The following is a 21,782-nucleotide window of genomic DNA, read 5'->3' on the forward strand; positions in this document are numbered from 1 at the left end:
TGCCCCGAGGGGCGTGTGGCCGAAACCCGCTCCTTGTCGGGCCGCTGACCCACTGCCCATAATCCGGTTCACGTCTTGTCGGGCGCATGTCATTACGGGTCCGGGCGCACGGACACGTGACTCCGCACGCCCCGGCGCGGACGCACAGGTCAACCCCCCACGAAAGGCAGTCCGTTGAAGCAGCTCCTGCGTGCACTCAAGAGATGTGCGGCCGCCGGCGCGGTCATCCTCGCCGCCGTCAGCCTCCAGCCCTCGTCCGCCTCGGCCGCCGCCCCGCCCGTCGTCGGCGGCACCCGCGCCGCCCAGGGCGAGTTCCCCTTCATGGTCCGGCTCTCCATGGGCTGCGGCGGCGCCCTCTACACCAAGGACATCGTCCTCACCGCGGCCCACTGCGTGAACGGCTCCGGCAACAACACGAGCATCACCGCCACCGCCGGCGTGGTGGACCTCAACAGCTCCAGCGCCGTCAAGGTGCGCTCCACCAAGGTCCTCCAGGCCCCCGGCTACAACGGCAAGGGCAAGGACTGGGCGCTGATCAAGCTCGCCCAGCCGATCAACCTGCCCACGCTGAAGATCGCCGAGACCAGCGCGTACAACAGCGGCACGTTCACCGTCGCCGGCTGGGGCGCGGCCCGCGAGGGCGGCGCGCAGCAGCGCTACCTGCTCAAGGCGCAGGTCCCGTTCGTCTCCGACACCTCCTGCCGGCAGTCCTACGGCAACGACCTGGTCCCCGCCGAGGAGATCTGCGCCGGCTACTCCCAGGGCGGCGTCGACACCTGCCAGGGCGACTCCGGCGGCCCGATGTTCCGCCGGGACAACGCGGGCGCCTGGATCCAGGTCGGCATCGTGAGCTGGGGCGAGGGCTGCGCACGGCCCGGCTACCCCGGCGTCTACACCGAGGTGTCCGCCTTCGCGGCCGCCATCAAGTCGGCCGCCTCGACGCTGTAGCGCGACCCCGCGGCGCGGAGGCCCGGCGCCGGGCCTCCGCGCCGCGGGCGCTCAGCGCAGGCGGACCTCCCCGCCCGCGGCGGCGTCCTCCAGCTCCAGCACCCACACCTCGTTCGCCCCGGCCCGCAGCACCGGCCCCGGCACGAACAGCGCCCGCTGCGGCCCCGCCGACCAGTAGCGGCCCGCGCAGAAACCGTTCACCCAGACGAACCCCCGCGTCCAGCCGGGCAGTTCCAGCCAGGCGTCCCCCGGCTCCGCCACCTCGGCCACCGCCCGGAACAGCCCCCGCGTGCCCCCGGAGCCGCCCGCCTGCGCGACGGCCGCCCGGCGGCGGGGAACGAGCAGCAGACCGGGCACGGCGCGATCGCCACGCTGCTGGAGGCGGAGCTGGGCGTCCGCACGCCCTACGCGACCCTCGCCGAACGCGCGCTGCGGGAGGGGGACCCGGAGCGGGACGACTGGATCGAGTCAGCTCACGATGCCGACCTGGATCCAGTTCGGCGGGCTTGATCTCGACGAAGGTGTCTCCGGCCGCGCGCGCGGTGAAACGGATGACGGTGCGGGAGTCGAAGGTGTCGTCACCGGTCGTCAGGTCGAGTTCGATCGTGTASCGGACAGCGCCGATCGGGCAGCATGACACCCATGTCCGTACTGACGCGCGACGAAGCGCAGACCCGAGCCCAGCAGATCGACGTACACCGCTACACGATCGAACTCGACCTGACGACCGGTGACGACACCTTCGACTCCCGCACCGTCATCCGTTTCACCGCGCGCGCGGCCGGAGACACCTTCGTCGAGATCAAGCCCGCCGAACTGCGCTCCCTCACGCTGGACGGACAGCCCCTCGACCCCGCCGCCCTCGACGGCAACCGCTACCCCCTCACCGCCCTCCCGGCAGGCGAACACGAACTGCACGTCGACGCGGCCATGCGCTACTCCCGCACCGGCGAGGGCATGCACCGATTCACCGACCCCAGCGACGGCGAGACCTACGTCTACACCCAGCTGTTCATGGAGGACGTCCAGCGCGTCTTCGCCGCCTTCGACCAGCCCGACCTCAAGGCCGTGTTCGAAGTCGCCGTCACCGCCCCCGACGACTGGACCGTCCTCGGCAACGGCATCGCCACCCCCGACGGCAGCGGCCGCTGGACCTGCGCACCGACACCACTGCTCTCCACCTACCTCGTCGCCGTCGCCGCCGGACCCTGGCACTCCGTGCGCGTCCACCACGCCGGCCTGCCCTTCGGCCTCCACGTCCGCCGCTCCCTCGCCGCCCACCTCGACGCCGACGCGGAGGAACTCCTCGAGGTCACCCGGCGCTGCTTCGACCGCTACCACGAGAAGTTCGAGGAGCCGTACCCCTTCGACTCCTACGACCAGGCCTTCGTCCCCGAGTTCAACGCCGGCGCGATGGAGAACCCCGGCCTCGTCACCTTCCGCGACGAGTTCGTCTTCCGCTCGGCCGTCACCGGCACCCAGCGCCAGACCCGCGCCATGGTCATCGCCCACGAGATGGCCCACATGTGGTTCGGCGACCTCGTCACCCTCCGCTGGTGGGACGACATCTGGCTCAACGAGTCCTTCGCCGAGTACATGGGCTACCAGACCCTCAACGAGGTCGCCACCGCCGGCGGCACCCCCCTCGGCGACTGGTGCGCCGACACCTGGGTCGACTTCGGCATCGCCCGCAAGGCCTGGGGCTACGAGGCCGACCAGCGGCCCTCCACCCACCCCGTCGCCCCCGACCCCGCGGCCGTGCCCGACACCGCGTCCGCCATGCTCAACTTCGACGGCATCTCCTACGCCAAGGGCGCCTCCGCACTCCGCCAGCTGGTGACGTGGATGGGGGAGAAGGACTTCCTCGCCGGCATCAACACCCACTTCGCCCGCCACAAGTTCGCCAACGCCACCCTCGCCGACTTCATCGACTCCCTCGCCGGGGCCACCGACCGAGACGTCCACGCCTGGGCCGACAGCTGGCTGCGCACCACCGGCGTCGACACCCTCACCCCCACCGTCACCCAGACCGACGGCGGCTGGACCCTCGGCATCACCCACGACGGCAGCCGCCCCCACCGCATCAGCGTCGGCGCCTACGACCGCGACCCGATCGAACCCGGCACCCTCGTCCTGCGCGAGCGCCTCGACCTCGACGTACCCCTCGCCGCACCCGAGACCCGCCCCGGCCGCCGACCCGCGCTCGTCCTCCTCAACGACGCCGACACCACCTACGCCAAGGTCCGGCTCGACACCGACTCCTGGGCCACCGTGCTCACCTCCCTGTCCGGCATCCCCGACCCGCTGACCCGCGCCGTCGTCTGGAACGCCGCCCGCGACATGGTCCGCGACGGCGAACTCGCCCCCACGACCTACCTGGAGGCCGCCCGCGCCCACCTCCCGCGCGAGACCGACCTCGCCGTCGTCCAGGGCGTCCTCGCCTTCGCCGCGGGCCCGATCGCCGACTGCTACCTGCCCGCCGACCAGCGCCCCGCCGCACTCGCCCTCCTCACCGACACCTGCCGCGCCCTGCTGCGCCGCACCGAGGACGGCAGCGACCCCGGCCTGCGCCTCACCGCCGTACGCCACTTCGTCGACGCCGCCACCCAGCCCCACTCCCTCCAGGAATGGCTGAACGACGGCAACGTCCCCGGCGGCCCGGAACTCGACCCCGAGCTGCGCTGGCGCGTCCTCACCCGGCTCAGCGTGCTCGGCGCCGCCGGTGAGAAGGAGATCGCCGCCGAACTGGAACGCGACCCCAGCGCCACCGGCCAGGAAGGCGCCGCCCGCTGCCGCGCCGCCCTGCCCACCGCCGAGGCCAAGGCCGCCGCATGGGCCCGCCTCTTCGGCTCCGACGACCTGTCCAACTACCTGTTCGCGGCCACCGCCCAGGGCTTCTGGCAGCCCGAACAGGCATCCCTGACACGGGAGTACGTCAGCCGCTTCTACCCCGACGCCGTCGCCCTCGCCGCACGCCGGGGCCCGGCGATCGCCGAAGCGGCGGGCCGCTGCGCCTTCCCCTCCCACGCCGTCGACAACGAGTCGCTGCGCCTCGGCCGGTCCTGCCTCGAAGCGCAGGACATCCTCCCCGCCCTGCGCCGCAAACTGACCGACCAACTCGACGACCTGGCGCGGGCGCTGCGCGTCCGGGGGGCGTGAGCCCACCTCCGACCGGCCGCGCGGCGCGGGCCCGGGGGCCGCGCCACACGGCCGGGTGAGCGGAACGGGGCCCTGCGGGGCGGGGCCGCGAGTGCGTCGGGCCCGGGGCTCCGGGCCCGCGAGTGCGCCGGCGCCGGGCAGCACGACGAAGCCCTGCGCGTACGTCACGAACATCGTCTTGCGGACGAAGAAGCAGCGGTACCGGCCGGTGCGGAGCTGTCCGCCGGGCCGGGGGCGACGGTGCTTCGGTGCTTCGGTGCTTCGGTGCAGCGGTGCTCGCGCCGCTCACCGCGCGCTGATTCCGGCCGGTGCGGAGCTGTCCGCCCAGCCGGGGGCGACCGTGCCGCGGTGCTTCGGTGCTTCGGTGCCTCGGTGGCCGCGCCGCTGACGGCGCGCTGGTTCCGGCCGGTGCGGTGCTGTGCGCCGGGCCGGGGGGCGACCGTGCCGCGATGCCGCGGTGCCCGCGCCGCTCAGGGCGCGCTGGTTCCGGCCGGTGCGGTGCTGTGCGCCGGGCCGGGGGGCGACCGTGCCCCGGCGCCCGGCTTTCGTGTTGCGCGCGGTGCCTCGTCCCGGCCGCTACCGAGGTCCCCGCCGACCCGCGGGCGCCCTGACCCCGGCCCGGGACCGTGCCGCGCACGGTCCTCGATCGCCGGGCGGGCCGGTCGCCCGGGCCACCGGCCGTCCGGCTCGTGCCACGACCACCGCCCTCTCCGGCCGCCGCGCCGCGCGGCTCGTCCGCGCCCCGCCGCACTCGCCCTCCTCACCGACACCTGCCGCGCCCTGCTGCGCCGCACCGAGGACGGCAGCGACCCCGGCCTGCGCCTCACCGCCGTACGCCACTTCGTCGACGCGCTCTCGATCGGCTGCGCGCGGGCCCCGGTGAAGAGGACGTACGTGATCCCCGAGGGGGCGCCGCCCGTCGTGGGGTGCGGGTCGATGCCGAGCGCCTGCGCCGCGGCGTACGACGCCTCGCCGATGATGTCGGCGGGGCCCGTGTCGCCGACGACCGCGTAGACGACCCTGCCCCGGTACACCAGCGCCGCGACGCTCCCGCCCCGGACCCCGGAGGACCGGTGGTTCCACACGCCGCTCACGCCCGGCACCACCGGCGGAACCGAGTCCAACCAGCTCGCCCTGCTGCTCGCCAGGGAACGCACCCCGGGCGCGCCCCTGCGCGTCGTCTGCGGCCCCGACACCCACCACTCCGTGCACCGCGCCACCTGGCTCCTCGGCCTGCCCGCACCGGTCACCGCACCCGTCCACGACCCGGCCGCCCTGCACAGCACCCTCACCGAGGTCCCCGGCCCCGCCCTCGTCGTCGCCACCGCCGGCACCACCGACACCGGCCGGATCGACCCCCTGAGCGCCATCGCCGATGTCACCGCCCACCACCGGGCCGGCCTCCACGTCGACGCCGCCTACGGCGGCCCGCTGCTGTTCAGCCCCACCCGGCGCCATCTGCTCGACGGGCTCGACCGGGCCGACTCCGTCACCCTCGACCTGCACAAACTCGGCTGGCAGCCCGTCGCCGCCGGACTCCTCGCCGTACCCGCCGCCGACCGCACCGGCCCCCTCGCCCACACCGCCGAATACCTCAACGCCACCGACGACACCGACGCCGGCCTCCCCGACCTCCTCGGCCGCTCCCTGCGCACCACCCGCCGCCCCGACATCCTCAAGATCGCCGTCACCCTCCGGGCACTCGGCCGCAGCGGCCTCGGCGACCTCGTCGACCGCGTCTGCACCACCGCCCAGGACCTCGCCGGCCTCGTCGACAAGCACCCCCGCCTCGACCTCTACGAGCGGCCCACCCTCTCCACCGTCCTCTTCCGCCCCACCGGCGCCACCGACGAGACCACCGCGGACATCCGCCGCACCCTGCTCACCGGCGGCCGCGCCGTCCTCGGCCGCGCCCGCGCGGACGGCCGCGTCTGGCTCAAGGCCACCGTGCTCAACCCGCACACCACCCCCGAACGGCTCGACACCCTGATCGCCCTCGTGGAAGGCAGCACCCCTCGATGACCGCCACGCCCGCACCCGAGGCCGCCCCGGCGGAGGCCGACTTCGTCCGCCCCCACGACCTCGTGGGCATCGGCATCGGCCCGTTCAACCTCTCCCTCGCCGCCCTCGCCCACGGCGTCCCCGGCGGACTCGCCACCGCCTTCTACGAACAGCGGCCCGCCTTCCGCTGGCACCCCGGACTCCTCATCGAGGGCACCACCCTCCAGGTGCCCTTCCTCGCCGACCTCGTCACCCTGGCCGACCCCACCAGCCCCTGGTCGTTCCTCAGCTACCTGCGCTCACGCGACCGGCTCTTCCCGTTCTACTTCGCCGAGACCTTCCACATCCAGCGCGCCGAATACGACGCCTACTGCCGCTGGGCCGCCGACAGCATCCCCGGACTCCACTTCGGCCACCAGATCGACGCCGTCCGCTGGAGCCCCGAACGCGACCTGTTCGAAGTCGACTACACCCAGCTCGACCCCACCGGGGAAGCCGAAGCCCTCGGCCGCGCCTACACCCGCAACATCGTCCTCGGCGTCGGCACCGAACCGCACGTCCCCGAACCGCTGCGGCCCCTCGCCGACGCCCCCGGCGTCCCCGTCATCCACGCCGCCGACTACCTCGACCACCGTGACACCCTCGCCGCCGCCGGCCACGTCACCGTCATCGGCTCCGGCCAGTCCGGCGCCGAGATCTTCCTCGACCTGCTCAGGGCCCGACCGGCAGGCGCCGAACGCCTCCACTGGCTCGCCCGCACCGAGTCCTTCGCCCCCATGGAGTACTCCAAGCTCGGCCTCGAACACTTCACCCCCGACTACACCCGCTACTTCCACGCCCTGCCGGAACGCGTGCGCAACGACCTCGTCCCCCGCCAGTGGCAGCTCCACAAGGGCATCGACGCCGCCACCATCGACGCCATCCACCAGGAGCTCTACCGCCGCACCCTCGGCGGCGGCTGGCCCGACGCCGTCCTCACCCCCGGCGTCACCGTCCGCACCGCCGGCCGCGTCGCCACCACCAAGGTCGAACTCCACCTCGAGCACGCCCAGCAGGGCACCCGGTCCCGGCTCACCACCGACGCCGTCGTCCTCGCCACCGGCTACCGTGAACGCCCCCTCGGCAGGCTCCTCGCCGGCATCGACCCCTACATGCGCCGCGACAGCGCCGGCCGCCCGATCGTGGACGACCACCACCGGCTGAAGCTCGACCCCTCCGTCACCGGAACCGTCTACGTCCAGAACGCCGAACGCCACACCCACGGCGTCGGCGCCCCCGACCTCGGCCTCGCCGCCTGGCGCAGCGCCTCCATCCTCAACACCCTCACCGGCAAGGAGCCGTACCCCCTGCCACGGCGCACCGCGTTCACCAGCTTCGGCCTCGAACGGCGCGAGGCACCCGGCATCCCCGGCCAGGCCCCCGCGCTCACCCCGCTCCAGCAGCACTGAACCACCGCGGTTGCCCCGGGGTSACCCCGGGGCAACCGCGGCATCCGGGACGCCCCGGGCCCGGACGGACCCAGGGCGTGCTGCCAAAGCACGCCCCGGGCCCGGACGGATCCAGAGCGTGCTGCGAAAGCCCCGCCTGCCCAGCGACGCCCGGGACGCCCTAGAAGACCGGCACACCCTCCCGGGTCAGCCGCCAGCCCACCGACGCGAACGCGGCCGGATCGATCGTCCCCTCGGCCTGCACCCAGCCGATGATCGTGTTCCGGATCTCCTCCGAGTTCGCCCACAACTGCGGCGCCCCCGCCACATGCGGGAAGTTCCCCCCACCGCTCGCCCGGTAGTTGTTCACCGCCAGCACGAACCGCGCCGCCGGATCCACCGGCGCACCCTCGAAGGTCAGATCCACGATCCGCGACCCCGCCGGCCGCGAGATGTCGATGTCGTACACCAGACCCGACACCGCGTCGTAGTTGTAGTCCGGCGTCCCGCCCGCGTTCGTCAGCTGCGCCGTGTCCACCGGCGCACCCGGAGCCGTGCGCACGAAGTACCGCGCCGAGAACTCCAGATAGTCCTTCAGCTGCGCACCCGTCAGCAGCCGCGCCTCCAGCGTGTTCTCGAAGACGTACAGGCCCGCCGCATCCCGGATCGTCACCTCACCCGCGGGGATCGCCGCCGTACGCGAGAAGCACGACGCCTGCGACAGCACCGGAAGCGCCCCGTACTCCCCGCCCGCCAGCGCCGCCCGCACCGTCTCGGTCTGCACATGGTTGATCAGATCGATGATCGGCTCGTCCCTCCACGCGGCCTCCGCCGTCGTCATCGCCGCCACCGACGTGCCGATCACCTGGTTGACGTACGCCACCACCTTCCGGTGCTCGTCACCCAGCAGCCCCACGATCCGCGGATCCTCGTCCACCGCGTTCGAGTTCAGCACCTGCGCGCCCACCCGCTCCACCGTCCACCGGCCCCGGCCCCACACCAGGTCGAAGTCGAACAGCGTCAGACGCTGCCCCCACTTCAGCGGCTCCGACAGCACCACCTGCGCACCCGTCTCCTTGTTGGTGACGAAGTGCTCCGCGATCTCCGTGTGCGCATGACCCACCAGAATCGCGTCGATCCCCGGCACCTGCTCGGCCACCAGACCCGCCGCGTTCTCCACGTACGGCAACTGGTCCCCGTACGACGACGTACCGCTCGACCCCGAGTGCGCGGACACGATCACCACGTCCGCACCCATCGACCGCAGCCGCGGCACCCACTTCGCCGCCTGCTCCTCCAGCCCCGGGAACACCATCCGGCCGCCGACGTTCTGCTTGTCCCAGATCGCGATCCCCGGATTCGTCAGCCCCAGCACCGCCACCCGCACATCACGCCCGTGCGGAGTGCGCAGCCGGTGCATGCTGTACGGCGCGAACGCCGGGCGCAGCGTCTTCGCGTCCAGCGCGTTCGCCCCCAGCAACGGGAAGTCGCACTGCTCCTCGAACTTCCGCAGTACCGGGATGCCGTAGTTGAACTCGTGGTTCCCGAGCGCCGCGGCGTCGTAGCCGATGGCGTTCATCGCCTGCGCCATCGGGTGCACCGGACCCCGCCGCGCCGTGATCGGGTCCACCTTGGCGTAGTAGTACGACAACTGCGTGCCCTGGATGGTGTCACCGGCGTCGATGAGCAGGGTGTTGCCCCGGCCCCGCTCCGCCCGCACGCGGTCCACCAGGGTGGAGATCTTGGCCAGACCCACATCGTTGTGCGCCTTGTCGTCGAACTCCCTGTCCGTGAAGTAGTCCCAGTTGAAGACGTTCCCGTGCAGATCGGTCGTCCCCATCACGGTGAAGGAGTACCGCTTCGGCCCACGGCCCGGGCCCTGCTCCCGCACCCCGGCCGCCGCCGCGGGCGCGGCGGCGCTTCCGGCGATGGCCGCACCGGCCCCGGCGGCGGCCGACCTCTCCAGGAACTTCCTGCGGTTCAACGGCATGTTCGTCTCCTCGGTTCACGTGCACAACGCGCGTAGATAATGGCGCAGCACCCCCTCGGTGCGGAAGGCTTCCCCCGTACCGAACGCGCTGGACGCGAAGACGCTGCGCCCGGCGTTCGCGCCGTACAGCATGCACCGGCTGCGCACTCCGCACGGGCGTGATGTGCGGGTGGCGGTGCTGGGGCTGACGAATCCGGGCCCCCACCGCCCCGCGTCCACGTCCGCGGCGAGGCCCGGCTCGAACGCGACCCCGAGATCGCCACCATCGCCGTCCAGGCAGGCGCCCGCGGCAAGGACCGCCGTACCGCACTCGACGACCTCACCCGGCGCAACACCACCGTCCTCGACCTGATCAGGTCCTACGGCGACGCCGTCGAGAACATCTCCACCGGAGCCTTCTCCATCAGCCCCGAACTCGGCCAGCACGGCCGCGGCGAACGCGTCCGCGCCTACCACGGCACTGTCCACACCACCGCCGTACTCACCGACTTCACCGCACTCGGCGAACTCACCACCCGCCTCGCCGACCTCGAACTCACCACCGTCACCGGCCCCTGGTGGGCCCTGCGCCCCGACTCGCCCGTCCACGCCGAAGCCCGGCGCGCCGCCGTCCACGACGCCGTCAGCCGCGCCCGCGAATACGCCGACGCCCTCGGCAGCAGCCTCGACACCCTCCTCGAACTCGCCGACACGGGCACCGAGGACCCCTTCGGCTCCCCGTCCGGCACCCTGCGCGCCTTCGGCGGCCCCGCGACCACCGAAACCGCACCCGCCCTTGACCTCGAACCCCAGCGCCAGACCGTGTTCGCGCAGCTCACCGCCCGCTTCACCATCACCCCGCCGCGGCTCCGGTGATTACCTTCCCGCATCGCGCCGCGAAACCCGTGGGCGCTTCGCGGCTCTTCGATGCCGAGTCTCGTATGTACGACGGCTGTCCGAAAACTGATAAAGGCGTCCAGAATTGCGCCCTCCCGATGCGTGAGCAGGAAGGCTTTCAGCCTCACTTCTCACTTCAGGTCAACAGACCTCATGTCTCGCTCAAATCCGAACGATCGGCGAGCGGGGAATAGGTCGTTGTGCCATGCTCGTCGGCGTCCGGAAAAAGAACTGATCCGTCAGGAAGGATTTTCTTGATGAAAAGTTGGGGTCGACGAATAGCGGTCCTCGCCGCCGCACCTGCGCTTGCCCTCGGTGTAAGTGGCGAGGCGATGGCGTACAGCGGCAACACCTGGGTGTACCTCAACAACTCCAGCGCGCCGAATGGTTACTCGGCCGCGATGGTGCATGTGGACGACGGCGACCTCTTCCGTGTGTACGACAACTTCTCCGACGGTCGCGGAGTGCGGGGTTACCTCGACATCCTGAAGCCCGAGGAGGGTGGCTACGTTCGGGTGCACTCCTCGTACAACGGCAACGGCTACATCTCGTACAGCCAGTTTCCGTACGACGTCGTATCCACCAGGACGTATCGCATGAAGGTGTGCACCGTCGACGGAATGGAAGACTCGACGCCGGCGGCCTGTTCCTCCTGGGTTCGGTTCTCGGAGTGATCCGGCGTAATCCGCCCTGCCCTGAATTCGCACCAATTCCTCTCTGTCAGTGAAGGAGTCCTTGTGTTGAAATCGTGGATCGCGCGTGCGTCCGTGCTGGTCGCCGCACCGGCACTCGCCCTCGGTGCAAGTGGCGAGGCGATGGCGTACAGCGGCAACACCTGGGTGTACCTCAACAACTCCAGCGCCCCGAACGGCTACTCGGCCGCGATGGTGCATGTCGACGACGGTGACCTCTTCCGGGTGTACGACAACTATGCGGACGGCTACGGTGTCCGTGGCTACCTGGAGGTCAATACGAGTGGATGGGTGCAGCTGCACTCCTCGTACAACGGCAAGGGCTACATCAGCTACTCGCAGTTCGAGCGGGATGTGGTGGGCAACAATTCCTACCGGATCAAGGTCTGCACCTTCAGCGGCATAGAGGACACCAGCCCCAGCGCCTGCTCAGGGTGGAAGTACTTCCAGGAGTAGGTACGCTGCCGCGGTCCGCGCCGGTGCGAACGTGACGTGGATGCAGTGGCTCTTCACCCATGCGGCTCGACGGCCCACCGGGAACGGCGGGCCGTCGAGGCGCATGCACCCGTGGTCGCTCCGTCCCCTTTGCCGCGTGTCCGTGAGTCGGTCGGCACGCGATCCCGATCAGGTTCGGCAACCTGCCCGTCCGCTCATCGGAGCGGCCTGCCGCACAATCCAACACTTGTCAACAACCCTTCATTGAATGGTTGTTGAGCAGTCACGCTAAGCCGATCTGCTACCCGCGGGTAAGCCGTAGGCTCGAACCATGCGCCGAGCAAAGATCGTCTGTACCCTGGGCCCCGCCACCGACACATACGACCAGATCAAAGCCCTGGTCGAAGCCGGAATGGACATCGCCCGACTCAACCTCAGCCACGGCAGCTACGCCGAACACGAGGAAAGATTCCGGCACGTCCGCAAGGCCGCCGAGGAAACCCGCCGCAGCGTCGGCATCCTCGCCGACCTTCAAGGCCCGAAGATCCGCCTCGGCCGCTTCCGCGAAGGACCCGTACTTCTCGAACGCGGCGATGAATTCACCATCACCGTGGAAGACATCGAAGGCGACCGCCACACCTGCGGCACCACCTACAGCGGACTCGCCGACGACGTCACCCGCGGCGAACGCATCCTCGTCGACGACGGCAAGGTCGCCCTCGAAGTCACCGACATCGACGGCCCCCGCGTCCGCACCGTCGTCGTCGAAGGCGGCATGGTCTCCGACCACAAGGGCCTCAACCTCCCCGGCGTCGCCGTCTCCGTCCCCGCCCTCTCCGAGAAGGACGTCGAAGACCTCCGCTGGGCCCTGCGCACCGGCGCCGACATCATCGCCCTCTCCTTCGTCCGCAACGGCCACGACATCGAGGACGTCCACCGCGTCATGGACGAGGAAGGCCGCCGCGTCCCCGTCATCGCCAAGGTCGAGAAGCCCCAGGCCGTCGACAGCATCGACGACATCGTCGCCGCCTTCGACGGCATCATGGTCGCCCGCGGCGACCTCGGCGTGGAAATGCCGCTCGAACAGGTCCCCATCGTCCAGAAGCGCGCCGTCAAACTCGCCAAGCGCAACGCCAAGCCGGTCATCGTCGCCACCCAGATGCTCGACTCGATGATCGACAACAGCCGCCCCACCCGCGCCGAGGCGTCCGACGTCGCCAACGCCGTCATCGACGGCACCGACGCGGTGATGCTCTCCGGCGAGACCAGCGTCGGCAAGTACCCGGTCGAGACCGTCCGCACCATGAGCCGCATCGTCGAGGCGGCCGAGGAGGACGTCCTCGCCAAGGGCCTGCCGCCGCTCACCGAGCGGAACAAGCCCCGCACCCAGGGCGGCGCCGTCGCCCGGGCGGCCGCCGAGATGGGCGACTTCCTCGGCGCCAAGTTCCTCGTCGCCTTCACCCAGTCCGGCGACACCGTCCGCCGCCTCTCCCGCTACCGCTCCCCGATCCCCCTCCTCGCCTTCACCCCGGACCCGGCCACCCGCGCCCAGCTCAACCTCACCTGGGGCGTCGAGACCTTCCTCGGCCCCCACGTCGACTCCACCGACGCGATGGTCGCCCAGGTCGACGAGGAACTCCTGCGCATCGGCCGCTGCCGGAAGGGCGACATCGTCGTCATCACGGCCGGCTCCCCGCCCGGTGTCGCCGGCTCGACCAACCTGGTGCGCGTCCACCACATCGGCGAGAGCGTGGGGTAGCGGGGCCCTTCAGTGCTTCGGCCCGACATGCGCGTCCATCAGCGCCACGGACGCGCGTCGGGCCACCGAGACGCTGTACGGCCGCCCGCCGCGCACGCACGTGCGCCACTCGACCCCGAGCGCGTCGAGCGTGTCCGTGTACAGGCGCCGGATGTCGTCGGACACATTGGTGAAGAAGTACCGCGGGTACGTGTAGCGCTTCACCTCCCCGCCCACCACCCGCGTCGTCCAGTTCATGTTCCGGCACCCGTCCGAATGCACCAGCCCGCGCACGAACTCCCAGCGCCATGCGTCCACGATCTCCTGCTGCCAGGGTTCGAGGACGATGCGGCGGTCGTGCTTCCTGCCGGGGCCGTGCTGGGGGAAGAGGCACGGCCAGTGCTTGCTGTACGACGTCACGTACTGGCATCCCTGACGGCGTACCAGGCCGACCCGGTTGCCGGGACGCACGGCGCGGACGGCCTCGGCGCACGCGGCGATCAGCCCGGGCCAGGCATCGGCGCAGGCGATGCGGAGAAGGTAGACGCCACGGGGCGAGGCGGAGAGGCAGCCGTCGCCGAGGTACAGGCCGAGCAGATAGGCGTACGCAGCCGGGGGCGGCTCAGTGCCCGACTGGCACCGTGAACAGAAGATCTCAGGGCGCAGGGGCGCGGGACGGGCTTGCCAGGAGCGCAGTGCCGACCGGGAGACGTCGAGTTCTCCGCTCACGGAATTCAGGCTGCGGCCCTGGGAGAGGAGGCTCAGCGCCCGCTCTCGCATATGGATGTCGTACACAAGCCCGATCATCACGAGTGACCCGGAAGCAATCGGCGGGGACGGCGGGGGACCACACGATCACCTGAAAGACAGGCGAAATTCCGTGACCTTGGAATTGAAGGTAATGTGCCCCGGGTCGGATTCGAACCGACACTGTATGGGTTTTGAATCCATTGCCTGCTGCCAGTTGGGCTACCGGGGCTCACGGAATCGAAGGTTTAGCCAGATGCCGTGCGCACCACCTTACCGCAGCTAGGTAGGCTCGTGGGGAGCACCCTGCCTTGAAACGAGGAGTCCCGTGACCGCCCCCGAGTCGCCCCAGCCGATCGCCGACGACGACGACAAGTCGCACGTACCGCCGCTGACGACCCGTGTCGTCATCGCCGAGGACGAGGCCCTGATCAGGCTCGATCTCAAAGAGATGCTGGAGGAGGAGGGCTACGCGGTCGTCGGTGAGGCCGGTGACGGGCAGCGCGCCGTGGAGCTGGCGCGGGAGCACCGGCCGGATCTGGTGATCCTGGACGTGAAGATGCCCGTGCTGGACGGTATTTCGGCCGCCGAGAAGATCGCCGAGGAGTCCATCGCCCCGGTCCTGATGCTGACCGCGTTCTCCCAGCGCGACCTGGTGGAGCGGGCTCGGGACGCCGGTGCCATGGCCTACCTGGTGAAGCCGTTCAGCAAGAGCGACGTGGTGCCGGCCATCGAGATGGCGGTGTCGCGGTTCACCGAGCTCCGGGCGCTGGAGAAGGAGGTCGCCGACCTCTCCCAGCGGCTGGAGACGCGGAAGCTGGTGGACCGGGCGAAGAGCATTCTGCAGACGCAGTACGGCCTGACGGAGCCCGCGGCGTTCCGGTGGATCCAGAAGACGTCGATGGACCGGCGGCTGTCGATGCAGCAGGTCGCGGAGGCGGTCATCGAGGACGCCGAGGAGAAGAAGGCGGCCAAGGGCCAGTAGGACGGGCCCTGGTGGGCCGTGACGTGCCGGAGCCCCCGGTGCACCCCGTTTGGGGTGCGCCGGGGGCTTTTGTCTTCTGCGGGGTGCGTGGTGCTGGGCGGAGGGCGGGGGAAGTTGTGAAGGTTGCTGTCGCGGTGGGGGGGCGGGGGAGGGGTGGCCACTACTGTGGCGCCTACGCGCTTCTGACGGCGTGTGTGTGATCCGCTACACGGTGTGGCGGCGACGGGAGTGCGCCGGGGCGGGCCGGAGGGTGCTCTGCGGTGAGACGGTCCGCTGAGCGGACGCGGGGTGCGGGGCCGGGGTGTGGGTGGTTTCCGGCCATGGTGCGGGAGTCGTGGCGGCGGTCGGCGCCGGGTCTCCCGGAGGTGCGCAGGGGTGTTGACCTGGGGGATTCCGGCGGCCTTCGAGAGGTGTCGGGGCGTGTGCGCGGCGGCCTCGGAGGGCTGTGCGCGAGTTGTCGGGAAGCTGTGGATCACGCATGACATGTCCGGTCGCCGGTAAGGAGTGTTCTGTTTCCGGCGCATGACTCAGGTCACAGGGCGATCACACATCCTCCGCTCACCTATCGGTGCGCACGAACGCGCGATTACATTCCCGGCACACCGCGCGGACAAGCGGTGTCCTGCGAGGCGCAGGCAACTGCGCTCGCAGACAAGATCGTTCGGGCGGCTCCAAGGGGTTCGTAGTGCTGAACAAGACCATCGTCAAGCTGGCCATACCGCTTGCAGTGGGTGCTCTCGCGTTGACGGGATGCGGATCGGATGCCGGCAGTGACGGGACTGTGCGGATCGCCTTCCAGGGCCCGCTCTCCGGTGACAACGTGGCACTCGGCGAGAACATGCAGAACGGCGTGAAGCTGGCCATCGACCAGGCCAACGCCAAGGGCGACCTCGACTTCAAGCTCGAGTACGTCGCGGGTGACGACCAGGGTCTGCCGGACAAGGCCACGGCCGCCGCGCAGAAGATCATCGAGGCGGAGAACGAGTCGGTCGTGGCCGTCGTGGGCCCCGCCTTCTCGGGCCCGACGAACACCTCGTCGCCGCTGTACGCGGAGGCCGGTCTGGTGACGGTCTCCCCGTCGGCGACCAACCCGCTGCTGACGGACAAGGAGAACGGGTTCACCAGCTTCCTGCGCGGTGTTCCCAACGACAACATGCAGGGCGCCGGCATGGCGACCTACTACGCCAAGAAGCTCCAGGCGAAGAAGGTCTACCTGATCGACGACAAGACCGACTACGGCGTGGGCCTGGCGACCGTCGCCGAGAAGGGCCTGAAGGACGCCGGCATCGAGGTCGTCAAGAAGTCCGTGCCGCAGAAGACGCCGGACTACTCGGCCACCGCCAAGGACGTCGTCAACTCCAAGGCCGACGCGCTGATCTACGCCGGCTACTACCAGGACGCGGCGCCGTTCGCCAAGAAGCTGAAGGACGCGGGCTACAAGGGTGCCGCGATCTCCGGTGACGGCACGAACGACGCGAAGTTCGTCGAGCTGGCGGGCGACGCCTCCGAGAACTGGTTCCTCACCTGCCCCTGCACCGACGCCACCGTCGAGGCCGGGACGAAGAAGTTCGCCGAGGACTACCAGAAGGAGTTCGGCCGGGCGCCCGGCACGTACTCCGCCGAGGCGTACGACATCACCAACATGATCATCGAAGAGGTCAAGAAGGCGGGTGCGGACGTCGAGCGTGAGGCTCTGCGCGACGCGCTGGCGAAGGCCTCGTACAAGGGCCTGACGAAGACGTTCTCCTTCGGTGAGAACGGCGAGTTCAAGGGCACCGACGTCTACCTGTACCAGGTCAAGGGCGGCAAGATCGGGTACCAGGGCAACATCAACGAGCTGGCCGGCTGACGCTGGGGCTTAGTGGCTGACGCCACGCGATTGAGTGGCTGACGCCATGCGACTGGGGGCCGGGAGGCAGCAGTTCTCCCGGCCCCCGTCTGCGAAGTGAGGGGCCTCGATCCCCCGCTGTTTCGAAAGTTCCGCCCGCGGGCCGCCCTCGTCGCCACGAGCGCCGGGTCCGCTCAGCTCCCACAAGGAAGTCTGCTCCATGTCCCTTCAGGAATTCTGGGACTATCTCGTCCTAGGGGTGATGCTCGGCTCGCTGTACGCCGTCATCGCCATCGGCTACACACTTGTCTACGGTGTGCTGCAGCTGATCAACTTCGCGCACAGCGAGGTGTTCATGCTGGGCGCCTACGGCAGCCTCATCGTCCTTCAGCTGGTCAATCCGGGGGACAACCCGTCCGCTCTGGCGTCCATCGGCTTCGTTGCCCTCGCGATGGCGGGGTCGGCGTTGTTCGGCGGTGTCACGGCGTACGGCCTGGAGAAGGTCGCGTACCGGCCTCTGCGCAGACGCGGTGCTCCTCGCCTGATCTTCCTGATCACCGCGATCGGCGCCTCGTTCTTCCTGTACAACCTCGCCGGCAAGTTGTTCGGGCGTGACCCGCTCCCGCTGCCGGAGATGTACCAGAACCGCGAGGTGTTCTCGATCTTCGGCGCGGGTGTGAACATCACCCAGATGCTGCAGTTCGGGACGGCCGTGGTCATGATGATCGCGCTCGACATGCTGGTGAACCGCACCAAGCTCGGCAAGGGCATCCGCGCGGTGGCGCAGGACGCCGAGGTCGCGGGGCTGATGGGTGTCAACATCGACAAGGTCATCTCCCGTACGTTCATCGTCGGCGGCGTCCTGGGCGGTGTGGCGGGCTTCCTGTTCGCCAACCTGAACCAGGTGTCGTACACGATGGGCTTCATCCCGGGCATCACCGCGTTCGCCGCCGCCGTCGTGGGCGGCATCGGCAACATCCGCGGTGCGATGTTCGGTGGCATCCTGATCGGCATCGTGGAGACGATGACCGTGCCGCTGCTCGGTGACGAGTGGCGTTCGGTGTCGGCCATGGTCGTGCTGATCCTGGTGCTGATGTTCCGCCCGATGGGCATCCTCGGCGAGCGAGTGGGGAGGGCGGCATGAGCACGGTGGAGACTTCCAAGAACCTGACGCCGTCTGCTGCGGCGAAGCTGCGCCGTACGGCGTGGTACCGCACGGAGCGTTTCACGCGTCTGTGGGCGATGATCGCGCTCGGTGTGCTGCTCGCTCTGATGACGGGTGAGCAGGGCAACACCCGCGACATCTTCTTCTCGATCGAGCACACGTTCACGGGCCCGGGTCTGTGGATCTGCCTGGCGCTGACGGTCGGCTTGTGGGCGCTGCGGGAGTTCGTGGCCGCGCCCATCAAGGGCGGCGTCGCGAAGGCGAAGTCGGCGGCGCAGTCGACGACGTGGAACGGTCCGGTGGGCGGGCTGGTGGCCCGGTTCCAGACCGACAGGCGTCTGCGTCTGGGCGCGCTGGCCGTCGTGCTGATCCTGGTGCTGGTCATCCCGTCCGGTCTCACCCGCACCTGGCAGACGGTGCTGGTGGACCAGATCGCGATCTTCGCGCTGCTGGCGATCGGTCTGAACGTGGTGATCGGCTGGGCGGGTCTGCTGGACCTCGGCTTCTTCGCGTTCTTCGCGGTCGGGGCGTACTCGACGGCGTACTGGACGGGCCGGCTGCCGGTCGAGCCGCCGGTGGTCCTGAACAACTTCTGGGTCATTCCGGTCGCGGTGGTGACCTGTCTGATCTGTGGTCTGCTGCTGGGTGCTCCGACGCTGCGGCTGCGGGGCGACTATCTGGCGATCGTGACCCTCGGTTTCCACGAGATCATCTACCTGGTCGCGAAGAACGCCGACGGACTGACGGGCGGCCCGCAGGGTGCGCGTCTGATCCCGGACTTCTCGATCGACTTCGCGGGTATCGAGTACAAGTGGTCGATCAAGCCGCTGCCGTACTGGTATCTGCTGGTCTTCTTCATCGTGCTGGTGATCTTCCTGTTCGCGCGGCTGGAGCACTCCAGGGTGGGCCGTGCGTGGACGGCGATCCGCGAGGACGAGATCGCGGCGGCGGCCAACGGTGTGGACACGGTCCGCTTCAAGCTGATGGCGTTCGCGATCGGCGCGTCGACGTCCGGTGTCGCGGGTGTGATCTTCACCAGCAAGTACGGGTACATCAACCCCGAGGTCTTCCCGCTGCTGCAGTCCATCCTGATCCTGGCGTACGTCATCTTCGGTGGCATGGGCTCGATCCCGGGTGTGCTGATCGGTACGGCGCTGCTGGTGTGGCTGCCGGAGGCGCTGAAGGACTGGGTGGACCCGTCCGACCGTTACATGTACCTGGGCGCGCTGCTGGTGGTCATGATGATCTACCGGCCGCAGGGCGTCTGGCCGTCCCGCCGCAGGCAGCGTGAGCTGAAGATGGCTGAGGAAGGCATCGGTGACGCTGACGCGATGACCGAGCCGGCGGGAGGCAGGATCTGATGGGCACCGACGTGAAGAACGAAGCGACGGCGGGCGCCGGGCCCGCGGACGCCGGTGCGGACCTGGTGCTGCAGGCGTCGGAGCTGACGCTGCGGTTCGGTGGTCTGACCGTGCTGGACAAGGTCGACGTCCGGATGCGGCGTGGTGAGGTCCTCGCGGTGATCGGGCCGAACGGTGCGGGCAAGACCTCGCTGTTCAACTCGCTCACCGGGGCGTACACCCCGCAGGAGGGGAAGATTCTCTTCCGCTCCAAGGACGGGGACCAGAAGTCCCTGCTCGGCAGCAAGCCGCACATCGTCAACCGGGTGGGTCTGGCGCGTACGTTCCAGAACATCCGGCTGTTCTCGGCGCTGACGGCGCTGGAGAACGTGAAGATCGCGGCGGAGACCCGGCTGAAGGCCGGTCCGGTGTCGATCATGCTGGGTCTGCCGAACGCCCGTAAGGCGGAGCGGCTCAGTGACGAGCGGGCGCACCGGCTGCTGCGGTTCGTGGGGCTGGAGAGCAAGCTCAACGAGATCGCGGGCAGCCTGTCCTACGGTGATCAGCGCAGTCTGGAGATCGCGCGGGCGCTGGCGACGGATCCGCAGGTGCTGCTGCTGGACGAGCCGGCGGCCGGTACGAACCCGACGGAGAAGCTGGAGCTGGAGCAGCTGATCCGCCGGATCAACACCGAGCTGGGTGTGAGCGTGCTGCTGATCGAGCACGACATGCGTCTGGTGATGTCGGTGGCGGACCGGGTGATGGTGCTGAACTTCGGCAAGCGGATCGCCGAGGGGTCGCCGAGTGAGGTGCAGCAGCATCCGGCGGTCATCGAGGCGTACCTGGGTGCGTCGCCGGAGGACGCCGAGGTGGTGCAGGCCGTGATCGCCGAGCAGCGTGTGTCGGAGGAGAACGACGTGGCCGTGCCGGTGGCTGCGGAGCCCGTGGCCGCGGACGCGGACGTCTCCGGTGGCGCGGCGTCGGACGAGGACGCGCCGGACGAGGACGCCTCGGGTGAGGCGGCGCCGTCCGGGGCGACGACGGATCAGGCGGCGGACGGCGCTTCGCCGGACGAGGAGAGCGGCAAGTGAGCACCACGACCGAGCTGCAGAAGGACGCCGGCACCGGCGGTTCTGCGGAGGAGATCCTCCTCGAACTCAAGGGCATGCACGTCTTCTACGGTGCCATCGAGGCCATCAAGGGCATCGATCTGACCGTGCGCAAGGGCGAGATCGTCGCTCTGCTGGGCGGTAACGGCGCGGGGAAGACGACGACGCTGCGCACCATTTCGGGCATGCTCCAGCCGCGTGAGGGCGAGGTGCTGTACCGCGGTGAGCGCATCGACGGCATCAAGTCGCACGAGCTGGTGCAGTTCGGCATCGGGCATGTGCCCGAGGGGCGCCGTGTCTTCGCGACGATGACGGTGCGCGAGAACCTGGAGATGGGCGCGTACAAGTTCAACTCGGTGGACTCCGCCGATCTGGACCGTGCGTTCACGCTGTTCCCGCGTCTGGCGGAGCGGCGTTCGCAGCTGGCGGGCACGCTGTCGGGCGGTGAGCAGCAGATGCTGGCCATCGGCCGTGCGCTGATGGGCCGGCCGGAGCTGCTGCTGCTGGACGAGCCGTCGATGGGTCTGGCGCCGCTGATCGTGCAGCAGATCTTCGAGATCATCGAGGAGATCAACAAGCAGGGCACGACGGTGCTGCTGGTGGAGCAGAACGCGACGCAGGCCCTGGGTCTGGCCGACCGCGGCTACGTCCTGGAGACGGGCGCGGTGGCGATGTCGGGTCCGGCGTCCGAGCTGCTGTCCGACACGCGGATCCGTGCTGCGTACCTCGGTGAGGGCGCCGCCTAGACGGCTGCGGGTGGATGACGGGAAGGGCCAGGGGATCTCGGTCTCCTGGCCCTTCGCCGTGTGCGCGGGCCAGGGGACCTCGGTCTTCCGGCCCTTCGCCGTGTGCGCGGCGGGGCGGGTCAGCCCTGGGCGTCGCGGAGGAGGCAGGTGAGGCGGGCGGTGCACACGCGCCGGTCCTGGTCGTCGGAGATCACGATCTCGTAGGTGGCGGTGGAGCGGCCTCGGTGGACGGGGGTGGCGACGCCGGTGACGAGGCCGTCGCGGGCGCCGCGGTGGTGGGTGCAGTTGAGGTCGACGCCGACGGCGATCTTGGAGGGGCCGCCGTGCAGCATGGAGCCGACGGAGCCCAGGGTCTCGGCGAGCACGGCGGAGGCTCCGCCGTGCAGGAGGCCGTAGGGCTGGGTGTTGCCCTTGACGGGCATGGTGCCGACGACGCGGTCCGCGGATGCCTCGACGATCTGGACGCCCATGCGCTCGCCGAGGTCTCCGGCGGAGAAGAGGGCGGGCAGGTCCACCCCGAGCTGGGCGTACTGGTCGATGACTTCCTGCGGGAACTGCACGGTGGTCTGCTCGCCCATGGGGCCGGCTCCGATCGT

Annotated in this window: 16 protein-coding genes, 1 tRNA gene and 3 pseudogenes; 14 read left to right on the plus strand and 6 right to left on the minus strand. The window is 70.0% G+C overall.

Going from position 1 to position 21,782, the window contains the following annotated elements; genetic code table 11:
- Nucleotides 1-174: 174 nt before the first annotated feature.
- On the plus strand, nucleotides 175-948 hold the full coding sequence (locus EAO77_RS23920; protein ID WP_147990348.1) for a serine protease: 774 nt from the start codon (nucleotides 175-177) through the stop codon (nucleotides 946-948).
- A 51-nt stretch (nucleotides 949-999) separates the two neighbouring features.
- Here EAO77_RS23920 and EAO77_RS41445 read toward each other — a convergent pair.
- Nucleotides 1,000-1,588: pseudogene (locus EAO77_RS41445) on the minus strand (hypothetical protein).
- Between the two features lie 2 nt (nucleotides 1,589-1,590).
- Here EAO77_RS41445 and pepN point away from each other — a divergent pair.
- Nucleotides 1,591-4,107 carry an aminopeptidase N gene (gene pepN / locus EAO77_RS23930; RefSeq protein WP_147990349.1) on the plus strand — a complete coding sequence of 839 codons (2,517 nt, stop codon included), beginning with the start codon at nucleotides 1,591-1,593 and terminating at the stop codon, nucleotides 4,105-4,107.
- Between the two features lie 470 nt (nucleotides 4,108-4,577).
- Here the strand turns inward: pepN and EAO77_RS41450 are convergent, their stop codons facing one another.
- A complete protein-coding gene (locus EAO77_RS41450) occupies nucleotides 4,578-5,327 on the minus strand; it encodes a glycoside hydrolase family 75 protein (RefSeq protein WP_410088691.1) in 750 nt (249 codons plus the stop codon).
- Between EAO77_RS41450 and EAO77_RS23940 the strand changes: the two are divergent.
- Together EAO77_RS23940 and EAO77_RS23945 are read left to right on the plus strand one after the other, a co-directional pair.
- Nucleotides 5,209-6,129 (plus strand): annotated as a pseudogene (locus tag EAO77_RS23940) (pyridoxal phosphate-dependent decarboxylase family protein); the annotation flags it as partial. The gene EAO77_RS41450 and the pseudogene EAO77_RS23940 overlap by 119 nt on opposite strands.
- On the plus strand, nucleotides 6,126-7,556 hold the full coding sequence (locus EAO77_RS23945; RefSeq protein WP_147990351.1) for a lysine N(6)-hydroxylase/L-ornithine N(5)-oxygenase family protein: 1,431 nt from the start codon (nucleotides 6,126-6,128) through the stop codon (nucleotides 7,554-7,556). The pseudogene EAO77_RS23940 and the gene EAO77_RS23945, both read left to right, overlap by 4 nt.
- Nucleotides 7,557-7,716: 160 nt before the next feature.
- On the opposite strand, the gene EAO77_RS23950 is transcribed toward EAO77_RS23945, so the two are convergent.
- On the minus strand, nucleotides 7,717-9,525 hold the full coding sequence (locus EAO77_RS23950) for a bifunctional metallophosphatase/5'-nucleotidase (protein ID WP_147990352.1): 1,809 nt from the start codon (nucleotides 9,523-9,525) through the stop codon (nucleotides 7,717-7,719).
- Between the two features lie 198 nt (nucleotides 9,526-9,723).
- Between EAO77_RS23950 and EAO77_RS23960 the strand changes: the two are divergent.
- The 4 genes and pseudogenes from EAO77_RS23960 to pyk form a co-directional block, all read left to right on the plus strand.
- Nucleotides 9,724-10,380, plus strand: a pseudogene (locus tag EAO77_RS23960) (SIMPL domain-containing protein); the annotation flags it as partial.
- Nucleotides 10,381-10,658: 278 nt separating this feature from the next.
- The gene (locus tag EAO77_RS23965; protein ID WP_147990354.1) at nucleotides 10,659-11,075 is read left to right on the plus strand and encodes a hypothetical protein; all 417 of its coding nucleotides are present in this window, start codon (nucleotides 10,659-10,661) and stop codon (nucleotides 11,073-11,075) included.
- Nucleotides 11,076-11,141: 66 nt separating this feature from the next.
- Nucleotides 11,142-11,549: a hypothetical protein gene (locus tag EAO77_RS23970; RefSeq protein WP_147990355.1), complete on the plus strand. Its 408-nt coding sequence runs from the start codon at nucleotides 11,142-11,144 to the stop codon at nucleotides 11,547-11,549.
- Between the two features lie 310 nt (nucleotides 11,550-11,859).
- Nucleotides 11,860-13,287, plus strand: coding sequence for a pyruvate kinase (gene pyk / locus EAO77_RS23975; RefSeq protein WP_147990356.1), 1,428 nt, complete (start codon nucleotides 11,860-11,862; stop codon nucleotides 13,285-13,287).
- A 9-nt stretch (nucleotides 13,288-13,296) separates the two neighbouring features.
- Here the strand turns inward: pyk and EAO77_RS23980 are convergent, their stop codons facing one another.
- On the minus strand, nucleotides 13,297-14,061 hold the full coding sequence (locus EAO77_RS23980) for a transcriptional regulator (RefSeq protein WP_187283386.1): 765 nt from the start codon (nucleotides 14,059-14,061) through the stop codon (nucleotides 13,297-13,299).
- A 109-nt stretch (nucleotides 14,062-14,170) separates the two neighbouring features.
- Nucleotides 14,171-14,245: transfer RNA gene (locus EAO77_RS23985), tRNA-Leu, on the minus strand.
- 96 nt (nucleotides 14,246-14,341) lie between these two features.
- Between EAO77_RS23985 and EAO77_RS23990 the strand changes: the two genes are divergently transcribed.
- From EAO77_RS23990 to EAO77_RS24015, 6 genes are all read left to right on the plus strand, one after another.
- On the plus strand, nucleotides 14,342-14,998 hold the full coding sequence (locus EAO77_RS23990) for an ANTAR domain-containing response regulator (RefSeq protein WP_147990358.1): 657 nt from the start codon (nucleotides 14,342-14,344) through the stop codon (nucleotides 14,996-14,998).
- Nucleotides 14,999-15,683: 685 nt separating this feature from the next.
- Nucleotides 15,684-16,847 (plus strand): branched-chain amino acid ABC transporter substrate-binding protein, encoded by a 1,164-nt coding sequence (locus EAO77_RS23995; RefSeq protein WP_147990359.1) that lies wholly within the window; start codon nucleotides 15,684-15,686, stop codon nucleotides 16,845-16,847.
- 199 nt (nucleotides 16,848-17,046) lie between these two features.
- A complete protein-coding gene (locus EAO77_RS24000; RefSeq protein WP_147990360.1) occupies nucleotides 17,047-17,970 on the plus strand; it encodes a branched-chain amino acid ABC transporter permease in 924 nt (307 codons plus the stop codon).
- A complete protein-coding gene (locus EAO77_RS24005; protein WP_147990361.1) occupies nucleotides 17,967-19,352 on the plus strand; it encodes a branched-chain amino acid ABC transporter permease in 1,386 nt (461 codons plus the stop codon). Before EAO77_RS24000 ends, EAO77_RS24005 begins: the two co-directional genes overlap by 4 nt.
- Nucleotides 19,352-20,422: an ABC transporter ATP-binding protein gene (locus tag EAO77_RS24010; RefSeq protein WP_147990362.1), complete on the plus strand. Its 1,071-nt coding sequence runs from the start codon at nucleotides 19,352-19,354 to the stop codon at nucleotides 20,420-20,422. The genes EAO77_RS24005 and EAO77_RS24010 overlap by 1 nt, the downstream gene beginning before the upstream one ends.
- 74 nt (nucleotides 20,423-20,496) lie before the next feature.
- Entirely contained in the window at nucleotides 20,497-21,186 is a 690-nt protein-coding gene (locus tag EAO77_RS24015; protein ID WP_410088723.1) for an ABC transporter ATP-binding protein, read from the plus strand.
- Between the two features lie 119 nt (nucleotides 21,187-21,305).
- Here the strand turns inward: EAO77_RS24015 and EAO77_RS24020 are convergent, their stop codons facing one another.
- Nucleotides 21,306-21,764, minus strand: a complete 459-nt coding sequence (locus EAO77_RS24020; RefSeq protein WP_147990364.1) for a PaaI family thioesterase — start codon at nucleotides 21,762-21,764, stop codon at nucleotides 21,306-21,308.
- Nucleotides 21,765-21,782 lie beyond the last annotated feature (18 nt).

This window comes from Streptomyces sp. T39 (assembly GCF_008042045.1).
In the GTDB taxonomy this organism is placed as follows: Bacteria; Actinomycetota; Actinomycetes; order Streptomycetales; family Streptomycetaceae; genus Streptomyces.

Coding starts and splice junctions, on each gene's coding strand:
- EAO77_RS24000 (WP_147990360.1), top strand. CDS start 17,047: ATGTCCCTTCAGGAATTCTGGGACTATCTCGTCCTAGGGGTGATGCTC.
- EAO77_RS24005 (WP_147990361.1), top strand. CDS start 17,967: ATGAGCACGGTGGAGACTTCCAAGAACCTGACGCCGTCTGCTGCGGCG.
- EAO77_RS24015 (WP_410088723.1), top strand. CDS start 20,497: ATGCACGTCTTCTACGGTGCCATCGAGGCCATCAAGGGCATCGATCTG.
- EAO77_RS24020 (WP_147990364.1), bottom strand. CDS start 21,764: ATGGGCGAGCAGACCACCGTGCAGTTCCCGCAGGAAGTCATCGACCAG.
- EAO77_RS23945 (WP_147990351.1), top strand. CDS start 6,126: ATGACCGCCACGCCCGCACCCGAGGCCGCCCCGGCGGAGGCCGACTTC.
- EAO77_RS23965 (WP_147990354.1), top strand. CDS start 10,659: ATGAAAAGTTGGGGTCGACGAATAGCGGTCCTCGCCGCCGCACCTGCG.
- pepN (WP_147990349.1), top strand. CDS start 1,591: ATGTCCGTACTGACGCGCGACGAAGCGCAGACCCGAGCCCAGCAGATC.
- EAO77_RS23950 (WP_147990352.1), bottom strand. CDS start 9,525: ATGCCGTTGAACCGCAGGAAGTTCCTGGAGAGGTCGGCCGCCGCCGGG.
- EAO77_RS24010 (WP_147990362.1), top strand. CDS start 19,352: ATGGGCACCGACGTGAAGAACGAAGCGACGGCGGGCGCCGGGCCCGCG.
- pyk (WP_147990356.1), top strand. CDS start 11,860: ATGCGCCGAGCAAAGATCGTCTGTACCCTGGGCCCCGCCACCGACACA.